This is a genomic window from Pseudomonas sp. PDM09, from assembly GCF_014852305.1.
In the GTDB taxonomy this organism is placed as follows: Bacteria; Pseudomonadota; Gammaproteobacteria; order Pseudomonadales; family Pseudomonadaceae; genus Aquipseudomonas.
Window position 1 is genome coordinate 199,833 of record NZ_JACVBI010000009.1, and the last position, 15,859, is coordinate 215,691.

Consider the following 15,859-nt stretch of genomic DNA (forward strand, 5'->3'; position numbering starts at 1 on the left):
AGGATTTATAGTGAGCAAGTCTCTGCAAGCCATTCGTGGCATGAACGACATCCTGCCCGAGCAGACTCCCCTGTGGCGTCATTTCGAAGGCACCGTCTCGCGTTTGCTGGATAACTACGGTTACAAGCAGATCCGCATGCCGATCGTCGAGTTCACCGAGCTGTTCAAGCGCTCCATTGGTGAAGTAACCGACATCGTCGAAAAAGAGATGTACACCTTCGAAGATCGCAACGGCGATTCCCTGACCCTGCGCCCTGAAGGCACAGCGGCCTGCGTGCGTGCGGTGCTCGAGCACGGCATCACCGGCGGCGGTCAGGTGCAGAAGCTCTGGTACATCGGCCCGATGTTCCGTCACGAACGTCCACAGAAAGGTCGTTATCGCCAGTTCCACCAGATCGGTTGCGAAGTCTTCAACCTCGACGGTCCGGACATCGACGCCGAGCTGATCGTGCTGACCTGGCGCCTGTGGGGCGAGCTGGGTATCCGTGATGCGGTCAAGCTCGAACTCAACAGCCTGGGCACCAGCGAGTCCCGTGGTCGTTATCGTGAAGCACTGGTCGACTACCTGTCCGCTCGCCTGGATCAACTGGACGAAGACAGCCAGCGCCGTCTGAAGACCAACCCGCTGCGGGTTCTGGATACCAAGAATCCCGACACTCAAGCGGCATTGGCCGACGCGCCAAAGATGGCCGATTACCTCGACGAGGAATCCCGCGTGCACTTCGAGGGCCTCAAGGCTCGTCTGGACGCCGCCGGCATTCCTTATGTGATCAACCCGAAGCTGGTTCGCGGGCTGGATTACTACAGCAAGACCGTTTTCGAATGGGTCACCGACAAGTTGGGCGCCCAAGGCACTGTATGTGCCGGTGGTCGCTACGACGGTCTGGTGGAGCAGATGGGCGGCAAGCCGACCACGGGCGTTGGCTTCGCCATGGGCATCGAGCGTCTGGTGCTGCTGCTTGAAACCCTGGAGCAGATTCCCGAAGAAATCTCCCGTCAGGTCGATGTCTACCTCTGCGCCTTCGGTGAAGCCGCCGAGCTGGCCGGCTTGGCCCTGAGCGAGCGTGTTCGTGATCAATTGCCCAACCTGCGTCTGCAAGTCAATGCCGGCGCCGGAAGCTTCAAAAGCCAGTTCAAGAAAGCCGACAAGAGCGGTGCGTTGTACGCATTGATCCTCGGTGACGACGAAATGGCCCAGCAAGTGGTAGGTTTCAAACCCCTGCGTGGCCAGGGCGAACAACAAAGCATTGCCTGGGATGCGCTTGCTGCACACCTGGCCACCTGCGTCGTGCAGGGTTGAAGCTGTCAAACAGCCGATTTAGCGATTAAGGAGTATTGGGGTGTCGAGTACCGAAGACGAACATCTGGTGGAGTTGAAGGACTGGTGGACACGCAACGGCAAGCCCCTGGTCACTGGCGGCCTGTTGGCGCTGGTCATCGTATTCGGCTGGCAGGCCTTTCAGAAGTATCAGAGCAATCAGTCGCAAGGCGCCTCGATTCTCTATCAGCAATTGCTCGAAACCACGCTGACGCCTGACGGCAAGCCTGATGCTGCACGTGTTTCGGACCTGGCTGGCAAGCTCAACAGCGAGTTCGGCGGCACCGCTTACGCGCAATACGGCAGCCTGTTCGTGGCGAAAGTTGCAGTCGACAGCGGCAAGCTGGACGACGCAGCCAGCGAGCTGAAAGCCATTGTCGCCAAACCGGCCAACCCGGCACTGGGCGAAATTGCCCGTCAGCGTCTGGCTCAGGTACTGGCCGCGCAGAACAAGGTCGATGAAGCCCTGAAACTGCTCGAAGGCGATGCCGACAAAGCCTTCCTGGCCACTCGCGAAGAACTCAAAGGCGACCTGCTGGTGCAGCTGGGTCGTACCGACGAAGCGAACACGGCGTATCAAAAAGCCAAGGCGGCACTGTCGGATGAAGCGGCGGTCGGTGGCCTACAAATCAAGCTGGACGACCTGGCCAAAGGGGATGCGTGACGTGATTCGTTGGAAACATGCAGCATTGCTGGCTCTGGCCATATTGGCCGCGGGTTGCAGCAGCAACAGCAAAAAAGAATTGCCTCCGGCCGAGTTGACTGACTTCAAAGAAGAAGTGGTTCTGCAAAAGCAGTGGAGTCGTTCGATCGGTGACGGTCAGGGCGAAACCTACAACATGCTGGTTCCGGCGATCGATGGCGATACCATCTATGCCGCCGACGTCACCGGTGTGGTGATGGCGATGGATCGCAGCAATGGCGACGTCAAATGGAAGAAAGATCTCGAACTGCCTGTCTCCGGCGCCGTTGGCGTGGGTTACGGTCTGGTCATGATCGGCACGCTCAAGGGTGAAATCGTTGCCCTGGATGCCAGCAGCGGTGAAGAGAAATGGCGCGCTCGCGTGACCAGTGAAGTGCTCGCGCCGCCGGCCACCAACGGTGACGTTGTTGTGGTTCAGACCCAGGATGACCGTCTGATCGGTCTGGATGCCGCTACCGGCAACCAGCGCTGGTTGTATGACAGCACGCCAGCGGTTCTGACCCTGCGCGGCACCAGCGCACCGATCGTCACCAACCGCCTCGCGGTGGCTGGCCTGTCGACTGGTAAAGTGGTCGCCCTGGATGTTTCCAACGGCGTGCCGGTGTGGGAGCAGCGCGTAGCGATTCCACAAGGTCGGTCGGAGCTGGAGCGTGTGGTCGATATCGACGGTGGTTTGCTGCTGTCCGGCGGTACGCTGTATGTCGCCAGCTACCAGGGTCGCGTCGCGGCACTGGATCTGGAAAGCGGTCGTCAGCTCTGGCAGCGTGATGCTTCCAGCTATGCCGGCGTTGCCCAGGGTTTTGGCAGCGTCTACGTGAGCCTGTCTGCAGGCACCGTTGAAGGCGTTGACGAACGTTCCACCACTGCCTTGTGGAGCAACGATTCGCTGGCCCGCCGTCAACTGTCGGCTCCAGAAGTGTTCTCCAGCTATGTCGCAGTCGGTGATATGGAAGGTTACCTGCACCTGCTGAGTCAGGTGGACGGTCGTTTCGTCGGCCGCGAGCGCATCGACAGCGACGGCCTGCGTGCCCGTCCGCTGGTGGTGGGTGACACGATTTATCTGTATGGCAACAGCGGCAAACTGGAAGCCCTGACCATCAAGTAATGGTTTGACTATGCTTGGGGTTAGTTCCCCAAGCGGCCCCGTTCTGCGGGGCTCGCAGCGCTTACAGGCGCTGCCCCGAGCACCAGCCGCTGCCTCGCAGCGGCTTTTGTATTTTCTGAAATAACGAAGTGGAGAGCCGCATGGTTCCCGTAATCGCCCTGGTGGGCCGACCGAACGTCGGCAAGTCCACCTTGTTCAACCGCCTGACCAGGACTCGCGACGCCATCGTCGGCGACTTGTCCGGTCTGACCCGTGATCGCCAGTACGGTGAGGCCAAGTGGCAAGGGCGTTCCTACATTCTGGTCGACACCGGTGGTATCTCCGGTGACGAGCACGGTATGGACGAAAAAATGGCCGAGCAGTCGCTGCTGGCCATTGAAGAAGCGGATGTCGTTCTGTTCCTGGTAGATGCCAAGGCCGGTTTCACCGCGGCCGACCAGATGATCGCCGAGCACTTGCGCAAGCGTAACAAGCGTTCCTACGTGGTCGCCAACAAGGTCGACAACATCGACCCTGAAATGGCCCGCGCCGAATTCGCCCCGTTGGGCATGGGCCACGCGATCCCGATCGCCGGCGCTCATGGTCGTGGCATCACCCAGATGCTGGAAATCGCCCTGAGCGACTTCCCGAAAGACGACGAAGAGCCGGAAGAAGGTGAAGAAGAGATCGTTGCCGAAGGTGAGGAAGCCAAGCGCATTCCTGGCCCAAGCGAAAAAGACGGTATCAAGATCGCCATCATCGGCCGCCCGAACGTTGGCAAGTCGACCCTGGTCAACCGCATGCTCGGTGAAGACCGGGTTATCGTTTATGACCAGCCCGGCACCACCCGCGATAGCATCTACATCCCGTTTGAACGTAACGACGAGAAGTACACGCTGATCGACACCGCCGGTGTGCGCAAGCGCGGCAAGATCCACGAAGAAGTTGAAAAGTTCTCCGTGGTCAAAACCCTGCAAGCGATCAAAGACGCCAACGTGGTGATCTTCGTGATGGACGCCCGCGAAGGCGTGGTGGACCACGACCTCAACCTGCTGGGCTTTGCCCTTGAAGCCGGTCGTGCGCTGGTTATCGCGATCAACAAATGGGACGGCATGACGCCGAGCGAGCGCGACTTCGTCAAGGTCGAGCTGCAACGTCGACTGTTCTTCGTCGACTTCGCCGATATCCACTTCATCTCGGCCCTGCACGGCACTGGCGTAGGCAACCTCTACGCGTCGGTACAGAACTCGTTCAAGTCCGCGGTCACCCGCTGGCCGACCAACCGCCTGACCCAGATTCTGGAAGATGCGGTCGGCGAGCACGCGCCACCGATGGTCAACAACCGCCGGATCAAGCTGCGTTATGCCCACTTGGGTGGCGCCAACCCGCCGATCATCGTGATTCACGGTAACCAGATCGAGAAGGTGCCGAAGTCTTATGTGCGTTACCTGGAAAACACCTATCGCCGTGTCTTGAAGCTGGTCGGTACGCCGATCCGTATCGAGTTCAAGGGCGGCGAGAACCCGTACGAAGGTAACAAGAACTCGCTCACCGACCGCCAGGTCAACAAGAAGCGTCGGATGATGTCGCACCACAAGAAAGCCGACAAAAAGCGCCGCGACAAGCGTTGATTCAATCATTCGGCGTCATGCTTTTGTAGGAGCTGCCGAAGGCTGCGATCCTTTGATTTTGCTTTAACGACAAGATCAAAAGATCGCAGCCTGCGGCAGCTCCTACAGGGACCGGTCAGAAAGAGGGGGCTCACCAGAGCGCCCTTTTTTTATGGGCGCCGTTTGGGCTATTCTCGAGCTCTCCCGTGCCGTCGTAGAGCCGGGTGTAGAGCCAGGGAATCACCGATGATCACCAGTAAGCTGCCGAAAGTCGGCATCACTATCTTCACGCAGATGTCCCAGCTTGCGGCGCAAACCGGGGCGATCAATCTGTCGCAGGGGTTTCCCGATTTCGACGGCCCGCAAGCCCTGCGTGATGCAGTCGGTCGGCACATCGCCAGTGGCCACAACCAGTATTCGCCGATGACTGGCTTGCCGGTGTTGCGTCAGCAGATTGCGGCGAAGATCGCTCGCAGCTACGGCGCCCATGTCGATGCCGACAGCGAAGTCACGGTCACTCCCGGCGCGACACAGGCGATCTTCTGCGCCATTCAGGCGGTGATCCACAGCGGTGACGAAGTCATCGTGTTTGATCCGGCCTACGACAGTTATGAACCTTCGGTGGAGCTGGCCGGTGGCCGTTGCGTGCATGTGCAGTTGGGCCTGAATGACTTCGCCATCGACTTCCAGAAGCTCGCTGAAGCCATTACGCCGCGCACGCGGATGATTATCCTCAATACCCCGCATAACCCCAGCGGCGCGTTGATCAGTCGTGCCGAGCTGGATCAACTGGCGGCGTTGATTCGGGACCGCGATATCTATGTGATCAGCGACGAGGTCTACGAACACCTGGTATTCGATGGCGTATCTCACGTCAGCGTACTGGCCCACGAAGAGCTCTATCAGCGCGCATTCGTGGTCAGTTCGTTCGGCAAGACCTACCACGTCACCGGCTGGAAAACCGGTTATGTCGTGGCACCTCCAGCCCTCACCGCGGAGCTGCGCAAGGTTCACCAATACGTCAGTTTCTGCGGCGTGACGCCACTGCAATACGCGTTGGCCGATTACATGGCCGAGCACCCGGAACACGTCGAAGAGTTGCCGGACTTCTATCAGGCCAAGCGCGATCTGTTCTGCGATTTGCTGTCGCCATCGCGCTTCAGTTTCACCCGCGTGGCCGGTACTTACTTCCAGTTGGTCGATTACTCGCAGATTCGCCCGGACCTCAATGACGTCGAGATGGCACTGTGGATGACCCGCGAACACGGCGTCGCGAGCATCCCGATCTCGGTGTTCTACCAGACTCCACCCGAAGGCCAGCGCCTGGTGCGTCTGTGCTTTGCCAAACGCGAGGAGACCCTGCGTGAAGCAGCGGCAAAACTATGCGTGATCTGAGTGCTCTGCCCAATCTGAATGTCGCGCTGATCCAGACCACCCTGGCCTGGCATGATCGTCAGGCCAATCTGCAGCATTTCGAGCCTTTGCTGGAACAGGCTCGCGGCGCTGACCTGATCATCCTGCCGGAGATGTTCACCACCGGTTTCTCCATGGAATCGGAAACCCTCGCCGAGCCGGAAAATGGCCCCACCAGTAAATGGCTGCGGGTTCAGGCGGCGAAACTGGATGCGGTGATCACCGGCAGCATCATCGTCCAGGTGGCTGATGGCAGTCATCGCAACCGTTTGTTGTGGGCGCGACCGGACGGGGAGGTGTGGCACTACGACAAGCGTCATCTGTTCCGCATGGCGGGCGAGCACAACCATTTCACCCCGGGCGAGCGTCAGGTGCAGTTCGAATTGAAGGGCTGGCGAGTGCGGCCACTGATTTGTTACGACCTGCGTTTCCCGGTCTGGAGCCGCGACCCTCAAGACACCGACTTGTTGCTGTACACCGCCAATTGGCCGGGCGCCCGGCGCCAGCACTGGAACCGTCTGCTGCCGGCACGGGCGATTGAAAACCTCTGCTATGTGGCGGCGGTGAACCGCATCGGTACCGATGGCAAAGGCTTTGCGTATACCGGTGATAGTCAGGTGCTGGATTTCCAGGGGGAGACGTTGCTGGGCGCAGGCGATGCTGATGGTGTGTTCAAGGTCGTTCTGGACGCGGCGGAACTGGCGGCTTATCGCACGCGGTTTCCGGCAAATCTGGATGCGGATACCTTCGAGTTCACCTGAGACTTTCGCTGTCTGACCGTTCGTCTTCGCGAGCAAGCCCGCTCCCACACTTGATCGGTGTGAACACATATTTTGTGTACACCAAAAATCCACTGTGGGAGCGGGCTTGCTCGCGAAGAGGCCAGAAAAGGCAACACAAAAATCCCAAGCAAACAAAAAGGCCCCAAGGTTCTCACCCCGGGGCCTTTTGCATTGCAGCGCTGACTTACGCCGCTTTCGCTTCCGGCTGGCTCAGGGAGCGGTTCAGCGCGCTGAACAGGGCCTTGAAGCTGGCGGTGGTGATGTTTTCATCGATGCCGACGCCATGCACCGCACGCTCACCGTTTACGCGCAGTTCAATGTAGGCCGCAGCCTTGGCATTGGTGCCCGCGCCGATGGCGTGTTCGTTGTAGTCCATGATTTCCACCGGAATCGGCAGACCGGCCACCAGCGCTTCCAGAGCGCCGTTGCCCTTGCCACGCCAGTGCAGGTTGGTTTCGCCCTGGCCTTTGCTGGAGACTTCCACTTCCACGGCGCTGTGACCGTTTTCTTCCTGCAAGCGATGGCTGACCAGCGCGTACGGGGTGTTGGCCTGCAAGTACTCGCTGTGCAGCAACGCGTGGATCTGCTGGGCCGTCATTTCAAGGCCCAGGCGATCGGTTTCACGCTGCACGACCTGACTGAACTCGATCTGCATGCGGCGCGGCAAGTTGATGCCGTATTCCTGTTCCAGCAGGTAAGCGATACCGCCTTTGCCCGACTGGCTGTTGACGCGAATCACCGCCTCGTAGCTGCGGCCGATGTCGGCCGGGTCGATCGGCAAGTACGGCACTTCCCACAGGGCGTCCGGTTGCTGCTGGGCGAAACCCTTGCGGATCGCATCCTGGTGCGAGCCAGAGAACGCGGTGTGAACCAGATCGCCGACATACGGGTGACGTGGGTGCACCTGGATCTGGTTGCATTCTTCGACGACTTTGCGCACACCGTCGATATCGGAAAAGTCCAGTTCAGGGTGGATGCCCTGGGTGTAGAGGTTCAATGCCACGGTCACCAGATCGACGTTACCGGTACGCTCGCCGTTGCCGAACAGGCAACCTTCGACACGGTCGGCGCCGGCCATCAGGCCCAGCTCGGTGGCGGCCACGCCAGTGCCACGGTCGTTGTGGGTGTGCAGGCTGATGATCACGCTGTCACGACGGTTGATGTGGCGGCCGAACCATTCGATCTGGTCGGCATAGATGTTCGGGGTGGCGCATTCGACGGTGGCAGGCAGGTTGAGGATCACCTTGTGCTCAGGCGTCGGGTTCCACACTTCGATCACCGCGTCGCAGACTTCCTTGGCGAATTCCAGTTCGGTGGCGCTGAAGGTTTCTGGCGAGTACTCGAAAGTCCACTCGGTTTCCGGCTGCTGGGCGGCGTATTTGACGAACAGCTTGGCGGCGTTTACGGCGATGGCCTTGACCCCGTCCTTGTCCTGATTAAAGACAATGCGGCGGAAGGAAGGGGAGGTCGCGTTGTACAGGTGAACGATGGCTTTCTTGGCGCCGCGCAGGGATTCGAAGGTGCGTGCGATCAAGTCTTCACGGCCCTGGGTCAGCACCTGGATGGTGGTGTCGTCCGGGATGTGGCCGTCTTCGATCAGCGTACGCACGAAGTCGAAGTCGGTTTGCGAAGCGGCCGGGAACGAGGCTTCGATTTCTTTCACGCCGACTTGCACCAGGGTCTTCCAGAAACGCAGCTTCTTGACCGCGTCCATCGGCTCGATCAGCGACTGGTTGCCGTCACGAAGGTCCGAGCTGCACCAGATCGGCGCTGCGGTGATGGTCTTCGATGGCCAGGTGCGGTCCGGGATGTCGATGGTCGGGAACGCGCGGTATTTCGAAGACGGGTCTTTGAGCATGCTCATCGGGAAATCCTTATTGTGTGGGCCGAAAAAAGGCGGCCTGCCGGTGGATCAAAAGTTGGGATAAAGCGTAAGACGAGGCACCGCGATTCAGCCTGGCAGTCGTGCGCTGACGAGGCACAGGCTGCGGTGCTGGCGAAGCTGAATGAGGGTGTGAGAGGTTTTCATGCCTTCAACCCTAACCGCGGGAGGAAAGGATGGCAAGCAGTCGAAAAAAATTGAGAGGAATACTCGAAAAGTCGTGTTTATTGAGATTTTGTTGCGGTGAATGGCAGAGATTGTATTGATGTTTGCGCGAGGTTTGAGCGATGCGCAATTGAAGGTTGGCGATTGCAGTTCGCCCGGCGCAGCTATTCTTGAAACCTCAACCAGGCGACCAGGAGGCAGGAGTTGGCAATGAGGCGGAATAAGTGGGGCCAATGAGGCCGCCTTCGCGAGCAAGCCCGCTCCCACATTTGATCGGTGTGAACACATGTTCTGTGCATGCCGAAAATCTAATGTGGGAGCGGGCTTGCCCGCGAAGAGGCCGGTAGCCTCAACCACTATTTATGGCTGAAACGCCCCAATAAAAATCGCTGGGTCCACCCGCGCATCGTTCAGGCTGATATTCCAGTGCATATGCGGCCCGGTCGCGCGCCCTGTGGCGCCGACTTTGCCGACCACGCCACCGCGCGCCAATTGCTGGCCGACCTTCACATCGATCTTCGACATGTGACAGAACATGCTGATAAAGCCCTGGCCGTGGTCGACGAATACCGTATTGCCATTGAAGAAGTAGTTACCGATCAGGATCACCTTGCCGGCGGCCGGGGTCTTGATCGGCGTGCCGGCGGGCACTGCGAAGTCGAGGCCCGCGTGGGGATTGCGTTCTTCACCATTGAAAAAGCGGCGCACGCCGAACTTGCTAGACAGCGGCCCATTGACCGGTTTGTCCAGCAGCAGATTGCTCGGGGTGTTCGGGCTGAAGCTGCGGTAGGCCTGGATCTGCTCCGCCAGCTCACCCTCGATGCGCTTGAGATTCTCCGGGTCCGGATTGACCTGCTGGGTATTTTTCAGGGTGATGCGCTGTTCCGGGTATTTCTTGCTGCCGACAGTGAAACTCAGGTTGCGTCCGCCGCTGCTGATGGATTGGGCACCCGGCTTGACCGTCAGCGGCACGCCGACGATGGCCAGCCAGTTGTTCTGTTCCTTGACCACCAATACCGGTCTCCCCTGATAGCTGGCTTTGGGTGCCTGGGCGGAGCTGCCCAGATCCACCACCGCCACGCCACCCGGCACCGGTTTGTTCAACAGGCGGGTGATGTAACTGTCGGCGTGGGCGTTGAAGGTCAGGCACAGCAACAGCAAGGGAGCTAAAAAACGCGGCATGGATCAATCCAGTAAAGAAAGGGTGACGGGCGTCAGGTGATTGTCTTCGACCCGTACTTGCAGCTCGCCTTCACCCAATTTGGCTTTCAGGCGCTGGCCGGTGTGGGTTTGCGTGGCGCTGCGAATCGCATTGCCGCGCTCGTCCAGCAGAATGCTGTAACCACGCGCGAGGGTCGCCAAGGGGCTGACCACGTGCAGCGTCTGCATCTGACTTTGCAGTTGCAGGCGGCGAGATTTGAGCCCTTCACGCATGGCCCGGGGCAGACGCTCGGCGAGGCTGTCGAGGCGTTGGCGAAGCATCGCCAATTGTCGCCCCGGATGTTGCCCGGCGAGTCGGGTTTCCAGACGGATCAAGCGTTCGCGACGGGTATTGAGGCTGCGTTCGAACGCGCGGCGCATGCGCATGTCCAGATCGTCCAGGCGCTGCGCTTGCTGGCGCAGACGTTCGCCGGGATGGCGCAAGCGGCGGGACATGCCTTCCAGACGCAGTCGATCACGCATCAGGCGGTCGCGCATGCGCATTACCAGGCGCCGGTGCAGGCTTTCGACGCGTCGCACCAGATCGCTGGAGTCCGGCGCAAGCAGTTCGGCCGCGGCGGACGGTGTCGGGGCGCGGACGTCGGCGACAAAGTCACTGATCGACACATCGGTCTCGTGGCCGACGGCGCTGACAATCGGTGTCACGCAGGCATCCACGGCGCGGGCTACGGCTTCTTCGTTGAAACACCAGAGGTCTTCCAGCGAGCCGCCACCACGGGCCAGGATCAGCGCGTCGAAACCGCGGGCGTCCGCCAGTTTCAGCGCGCGGACAATCTGCGCGGTGGCTTCGCGGCCTTGCACGGCGGTGGGGATCAGCGTCAGTTGGATCTGCGGCGCGCGGCGGCGGAACACACTGATAATGTCGCGGATCACCGCGCCGGTGGGCGAGCTGATGATGCCGATGCGTTGCGGGTGCGCCGGCAACGGCACTTTGCGTTCGGCGCTGAACAGGCCTTCAGCGCTGAGCTTTTCCTTCAAGGCATCGAAGGCCAGGCGCAGGGCGCCATCACCGGCCGGCTCCACGGTATCGAGGATCAGTTGGTAGTCACCACGGCCTTCAAACAGCGAAACCTTGCCGCGAACCTTGACCGCCAAGCCGTCCTTCAACGCCTGGCGAACCCGCGCGGCGTTCTGTCGAAACAGCGCGCAACGCACCTGGGCGCCGCTGTCTTTGAGGGTGAAATACACATGGCCGGACGCCGGGCGGGCGAGGTTGGAGATTTCGCCTTCGACCCAGATGTTGCTGAACACGTCTTCGAGCAACACCCGCGCGCGGCCGTTGAGCTGGCTGACAGTCAGGACTTCCCGGTCCAGGCCGAGTCTTGCAAAGGGATCTTTAATCATGGGGCGCAGTTTAAAGGCATTCGGCAAACAATCTCCATGCTCCACGCAAATCCCTTTTGTGGGAGCGGGCTTGCTCGCGAAAGCGGTTTAACATTCAACATTAATGTCGACTGTCACGCCGCCTTCGCGAGCAAGCCCGCTCCCACAGGGATTTGTGCAGGTTTTGATGAAGTGCTGAACCAGCGCCGTGGGATTTTGCCGGCAGGCGAGGGCGACGGTGCTGTGGCAGTCCGGGTCGGCCAAGGGCAGAAAGTGGATATCCGGCGGCGCGATGTCCTGCATCGATTCCGGTAACAGCGCGATGCCGAACCCGGCCTGGATCAATTGCAGTTGCGTGGTTTTGCGCGACACCACTCGAGCCGCCTGAGGAAAGAATCCTTGGCGCATGCACAACTCGGCGGACAAATAGCTCAGGCCGCCGCGCTGTGGATGAGGGATGGAAATAAACGCTTCATTCTTCAACTGCGCCAGATCGATGCCTTGCGCGAACTTATCCACAGCCAATCGATGATTCGGCGGCACCGCCAGCAACAGGCGCTCGGTGTACAGCGGAACAATCTGCACCCCTTCACGCTGACGCAGCACCGGCAGGCGCAACAGGCCCACATCGAGGCGACCCTCGGCCAATTCTTCCAGTTGCGCCTCGGAGGAGAGTTTGACAATGTCCATGGACACACCGGCATGCCGATCCAGATAGTCGCTGATGCCTCGCAACAGCCGACCGCTCATGGGCACAGTGCTGGAGTGACTCAGGCGCAACACGCCCAGTTGACCGTTGCCCACCTGAGTGGCCATCTCGCTGGCCTTGGTCAGTTCGTTCAGCAGGTTTCTGGCTCGAGGCAAAAAAGCTTCACCTGCCGCCGTCAAACGGGGCTGGCGCGCGGTGCGTTCGAACAGCGGCGTTTGCAGTCGGGTTTCCATGTCCTTGATCTGCCGGCTCAGGGCGGATTGAGCAATAAATAGTCGTTCGGCTGCAGCGCTGAAGCTGCCGCTCTCGGCGATTTCCACGAAGTAACGCAATTGGCGGGTTGAAAGCACCAGGTATGCCTTTTCGAGATGGGTGGTCGACGTTGAAGATATTAGTCGCAACGCTCGGCGCTGGCTAAAGTCATCGCAGGAATAAAAGGAAGCCGTGTCGATGAATGTGCTGGAGTTGTTGAACCAATGGCCGTGGGGTGCGGTGGATTGGCTGGTGATCGGGTTGGGCGTTGCCCTGGCCTACATCGTGTTCGGTATCGCCGGTTTTGGCACCGCGCTGGTGGCTGGGCCGATTCTGATCCTGTTCATACCGCTGTCGAAAATCGTGCCGCTGCTGGTGTTGCTGGATTTCGTCGCGGCGTTCGGCAATCTGCTGCCCTCGCGACGGGATGTGGCGAGGCCCGAATTGCTCCGACTGCTACCGTGCATGGCGGTGGGCTGCACGTTGGGGGTTATTTTCCTGCTGAACCTGAAGTCCGATGTTTTGCTGCTGTTGATGGGGCTGTTTATCAGCACCTATGCGATTTACAGCCTGTGGATTAAAACCCGTCCGGCGCAATTGTCCGCCGGGTGGGCGGTGCCGATGGGCACCGTGGGCGGGATGTTCGGGGCGCTGTTTGGCAGTGGCGGCTTCTTATATGCAATCTATCTGAACAGTCGCTTGTCCAAGGATGCGGCCCGGGCAACCCAGAGTGCCCTGATCAGTTGCAGCACTGTGGTGCGTTTGAGTCTGTTTGCCATCGCCGGTGTGTATGCCGAGCTACCCTTGTTGGTATTGGCGCTGTGTTTGTTGCCGGCGATGGCGCTGGGGTTGTGGATCGGCCGGCGGTTGACCATGAAATTGTCCCGCGAAGCATTCGTGCGGCTGGTGACCTGGCTGGTACTGGCAAGCGGGATTGCCTTGATCGGGCGCTATTTGAGTACTTGACCGGATTTCGTCAGGGATTAAGCTGCCGGCCGCAAATCCTGTGGAAGCGAGCCTGCTCGCGATGGCGGTGGGTCAGGCAACAACAATGTTGGCTGCAATGGCCTCATCGCGAGCAGGCTCGCTCCCACAAGGGTGGATCATTCAGCATTTGTAGGCTTGCACCATGAATTCCCAAAGCATCATCGTCCCGAAAATCTCCACCCTGCCGGTACACGAACCCCGGGCCCGGGCGGTCGTGCGTTGGCTGGTGCGCAAGAACATCATTAAAGAAGAGCTGACCACCTGTGGTCGCACCGGCAATCGCATGGCCCACGCCATCGCCGACGGAGCCCGCGCCGTGGTCCTGCACCCTGACGCGCTGCCGTTCGGCGAGCCGGTCAATGGCCTGGAAATCATCACCAAACGCTGCATCTACACACCGGCCAAAGGGTTTCTCGAAGAGGCCGGCTGCGCCGAGTGCCGCAAGGAGATCGGCGAAGCATTGTTCGAAAGCCTGGAAGAGTGGATGCCGGGGCGCACCGATAACTTCACGTGTCCTGAATGCGGGCATGAAGATGACATCAACGGGTTTCTGTTCTTGCAGGAATGCGGCTTTTCCAACCTGGGTTTCATCTTCAACAACTGGCTCGAGGCCGGGTTCAAGCAAAGCTTCATCGACGAATTTGCCGATTGGCTGGATCAGCCTGTGAGTTGGGTCAAAGTCGAACTCTGAACGCGGGCGCCTTTGTAGGAGCTGCCGAAGGCTGCGATCTTTTGCTCTTGTTTTTGAAAGTCAAAGTCAAAAGATCGCAGCCTTCGGCAGCTCCTACAGAGGCTTTGTTTCTCCGTATGTCAGTAATGCCAATAATAGACAGAGTTTTACATTGAACCCGAGGGGGTGTCTGACTATAATGGCGCGCTTCCATTTTCCCGCTCGGGAGCCCCCGCGATGCTGCGTATCAGCCAAGAAGCTCTGACCTTCGACGACATTCTTTTAGTGCCCGGTTATTCCGAGGTTCTTCCTAACGAAGTCAGTCTCAAGACCCGCCTTACCCGTGGCATCGAGCTGAATATTCCACTGGTTTCTGCTGCCATGGACACCGTTACTGAAGCCCGCTTGGCAATTGCCATGGCTCAGGAAGGTGGCATCGGCATCATCCACAAGAACATGACCATCGAGCAGCAAGCTGCCGAAGTGCGTAAGGTCAAGCGCTACGAGGCCGGCGTGGTCAAGGACCCGATCACCATCGAGGCTGACGCCACGGTTCGTGAACTGTTCGAACTCACCCGCCTGCACAACATCTCCGGCGTACCGGTACTGCACGATGGCGACCTGGTCGGCATCGTCACTTCCCGTGACGTGCGTTTCGAAAACCGCATGGACGCCTCCGTCCGTGAAGTGATGACGCCTAAAGAGCGTCTGGTCACGGTCAAGGAAGGCGCCAACAAGAACGATGTGCGCGAACTGCTGCACAAGCACCGTATTGAACGCGTGCTGATCGTCGACGACAAATTCGCCCTCAAAGGCATGATGACCGTCAACGACATCGAAAAAGCCAAGGCTTACCCGCTGGCCAGCAAGGACGATCAAGGTCGTCTGCGCGTTGGCGCTGCAGTCGGTACCGGTAAAGACACCGGTGACCGCGTAGCTGCCCTGGTTCACGCTGGCGTTGACGTGGTAGTGGTCGACACTGCTCACGGTCACTCCAAGGGCGTGATCGACCGCGTTCGCTGGGTCAAGCAGAACTTCCCTGAAGTGCAGGTCATCGGCGGCAACATCGCCACCGGCGCTGCCGCCAAGGCCCTGGCCGAAGCCGGCGCTGACGCAGTCAAGGTCGGTATCGGCCCTGGCTCGATCTGCACCACCCGCATCGTCGCCGGTGTCGGCGTCCCGCAAATCAGTGCCATCGCCAACGTCGCCGCTGCCCTCGAAGGCACTGGCGTTCCGTTGATCGCCGACGGCGGCATCCGGTTCTCCGGTGACCTGTCCAAGGCCATCGTTGCCGGTGCTTCCTGCGTGATGATGGGCTCGATGTTCGCCGGTACCGAAGAAGCGCCAGGCGAGATCGAACTGTTCCAGGGCCGTTCGTACAAGGCTTACCGTGGTATGGGTTCGCTGGGCGCCATGTCCCAGGCTCAAGGTTCCTCCGACCGTTACTTCCAGGACTCCTCGGCAGGCGCCGAGAAACTGGTTCCGGAAGGCATCGAAGGGCGTGTTCCGTACAAGGGCACCCTGAGCGCCATCATCCATCAACTGATGGGCGGCCTGCGTTCTTCCATGGGCTACACCGGTAGCGCCGATATCGAAGAAATGCGCACCAAGCCTGAGTTCGTGCGGATCACCGGCGCTGGCATGGCCGAGTCCCACGTTCACGACGTGCAAATCACCAAAGAAGCGCCAAACTACCGCGTAGGTTGAGGCTTCCAGCAATAAGTTAAGTAACCGGGGCTG

13 protein-coding genes are annotated in these 15,859 nt (G+C 59.7%); 9 read left to right on the forward strand and 4 right to left on the reverse strand.

Going from position 1 to position 15,859, the window contains the following annotated elements; translation table 11 throughout:
* Positions 1-10 precede the first annotated feature (10 nt).
* From hisS to IB250_RS21870, 6 genes are all read left to right on the forward strand, one after another.
* Positions 11-1,300, forward strand: a complete 1,290-nt coding sequence (gene hisS, locus IB250_RS21845) for a histidine--tRNA ligase (RefSeq protein ID WP_007903604.1) — start codon at positions 11-13, stop codon at positions 1,298-1,300.
* Between the two features lie 40 nt (positions 1,301-1,340).
* Complete coding sequence (locus tag IB250_RS21850) at positions 1,341-1,982, forward strand: tetratricopeptide repeat protein (RefSeq protein ID WP_192345543.1); 642 nt, start codon at positions 1,341-1,343, stop codon at positions 1,980-1,982.
* Positions 1,975-3,126, forward strand: a complete 1,152-nt coding sequence (bamB, locus tag IB250_RS21855) for an outer membrane protein assembly factor BamB (protein ID WP_032830306.1) — start codon at positions 1,975-1,977, stop codon at positions 3,124-3,126. The genes IB250_RS21850 and bamB overlap by 8 nt, the downstream gene beginning before the upstream one ends.
* Positions 3,127-3,266: 140 nt before the next feature.
* On the forward strand, positions 3,267-4,736 hold the full coding sequence (gene der, locus IB250_RS21860; RefSeq protein WP_008070964.1) for a ribosome biogenesis GTPase Der: 1,470 nt from the start codon (positions 3,267-3,269) through the stop codon (positions 4,734-4,736).
* Positions 4,737-4,961: 225 nt separating this feature from the next.
* Positions 4,962-6,110: a pyridoxal phosphate-dependent aminotransferase gene (locus IB250_RS21865; protein ID WP_192345544.1), complete on the forward strand. Its 1,149-nt coding sequence runs from the start codon at positions 4,962-4,964 to the stop codon at positions 6,108-6,110.
* Complete coding sequence (locus tag IB250_RS21870) at positions 6,098-6,889, forward strand: amidohydrolase (protein WP_192345545.1); 792 nt, start codon at positions 6,098-6,100, stop codon at positions 6,887-6,889. Before IB250_RS21865 ends, IB250_RS21870 begins: the two co-directional genes overlap by 13 nt.
* Positions 6,890-7,094: 205 nt before the next feature.
* On the opposite strand, the gene leuA is transcribed toward IB250_RS21870, so the two are convergent.
* From leuA to IB250_RS21890, 4 genes are all read right to left on the reverse strand, one after another.
* On the reverse strand, positions 7,095-8,774 hold the full coding sequence (leuA, locus tag IB250_RS21875) for a 2-isopropylmalate synthase (RefSeq protein WP_192345546.1): 1,680 nt from the start codon (positions 8,772-8,774) through the stop codon (positions 7,095-7,097).
* A gap of 543 nt (positions 8,775-9,317) precedes the next feature.
* Complete coding sequence (locus IB250_RS21880; protein ID WP_192345547.1) at positions 9,318-10,139, reverse strand: M23 family metallopeptidase; 822 nt, start codon at positions 10,137-10,139, stop codon at positions 9,318-9,320.
* 3 nt (positions 10,140-10,142) lie between these two features.
* Positions 10,143-11,522 carry an exodeoxyribonuclease VII large subunit gene (gene xseA, locus IB250_RS21885; RefSeq protein WP_192345548.1) on the reverse strand — a complete coding sequence of 460 codons (1,380 nt, stop codon included), beginning with the start codon at positions 11,520-11,522 and terminating at the stop codon, positions 10,143-10,145.
* 87 nt (positions 11,523-11,609) lie between these two features.
* The gene (locus IB250_RS21890) at positions 11,610-12,560 is read right to left on the reverse strand and encodes a LysR family transcriptional regulator (protein ID WP_192345549.1); all 951 of its coding nucleotides are present in this window, start codon (positions 12,558-12,560) and stop codon (positions 11,610-11,612) included.
* Positions 12,561-12,660: 100 nt separating this feature from the next.
* Here IB250_RS21890 and IB250_RS21895 point away from each other — a divergent pair, with 100 nt between their 5' ends.
* From IB250_RS21895 to guaB, 3 genes are all read left to right on the forward strand, one after another.
* Positions 12,661-13,428: a sulfite exporter TauE/SafE family protein gene (locus IB250_RS21895; protein ID WP_192345550.1), complete on the forward strand. Its 768-nt coding sequence runs from the start codon at positions 12,661-12,663 to the stop codon at positions 13,426-13,428.
* A 163-nt stretch (positions 13,429-13,591) separates the two neighbouring features.
* Positions 13,592-14,140 (forward strand): sugar ABC transporter ATPase, encoded by a 549-nt coding sequence (locus IB250_RS21900; protein ID WP_123358101.1) that lies wholly within the window; start codon positions 13,592-13,594, stop codon positions 14,138-14,140.
* Between the two features lie 216 nt (positions 14,141-14,356).
* Entirely contained in the window at positions 14,357-15,826 is a 1,470-nt protein-coding gene (gene guaB, locus IB250_RS21905) for an IMP dehydrogenase (protein ID WP_008070940.1), read from the forward strand.
* The last annotated feature ends 33 nt before the right edge of the window (positions 15,827-15,859 follow it).

What these genes read in the sequence shown, in the direction of transcription:
- bamB (WP_032830306.1), top strand. Translation starts at nt 1,975, where the DNA reads ATGCGTGACGTGATTCGTTGGAAACATGCAGCATTGCTGGCTCTGGCC.
- IB250_RS21900 (WP_123358101.1), top strand. Translation starts at nt 13,592, where the DNA reads ATGAATTCCCAAAGCATCATCGTCCCGAAAATCTCCACCCTGCCGGTA.
- IB250_RS21870 (WP_192345545.1), top strand. Translation starts at nt 6,098, where the DNA reads ATGCGTGATCTGAGTGCTCTGCCCAATCTGAATGTCGCGCTGATCCAG.
- xseA (WP_192345548.1), bottom strand. Translation starts at nt 11,522, where the DNA reads ATGATTAAAGATCCCTTTGCAAGACTCGGCCTGGACCGGGAAGTCCTG.
- IB250_RS21865 (WP_192345544.1), top strand. Translation starts at nt 4,962, where the DNA reads ATGATCACCAGTAAGCTGCCGAAAGTCGGCATCACTATCTTCACGCAG.
- guaB (WP_008070940.1), top strand. Translation starts at nt 14,357, where the DNA reads ATGCTGCGTATCAGCCAAGAAGCTCTGACCTTCGACGACATTCTTTTA.
- IB250_RS21895 (WP_192345550.1), top strand. Translation starts at nt 12,661, where the DNA reads ATGAATGTGCTGGAGTTGTTGAACCAATGGCCGTGGGGTGCGGTGGAT.
- der (WP_008070964.1), top strand. Translation starts at nt 3,267, where the DNA reads ATGGTTCCCGTAATCGCCCTGGTGGGCCGACCGAACGTCGGCAAGTCC.
- IB250_RS21880 (WP_192345547.1), bottom strand. Translation starts at nt 10,139, where the DNA reads ATGCCGCGTTTTTTAGCTCCCTTGCTGTTGCTGTGCCTGACCTTCAAC.
- leuA (WP_192345546.1), bottom strand. Translation starts at nt 8,774, where the DNA reads ATGAGCATGCTCAAAGACCCGTCTTCGAAATACCGCGCGTTCCCGACC.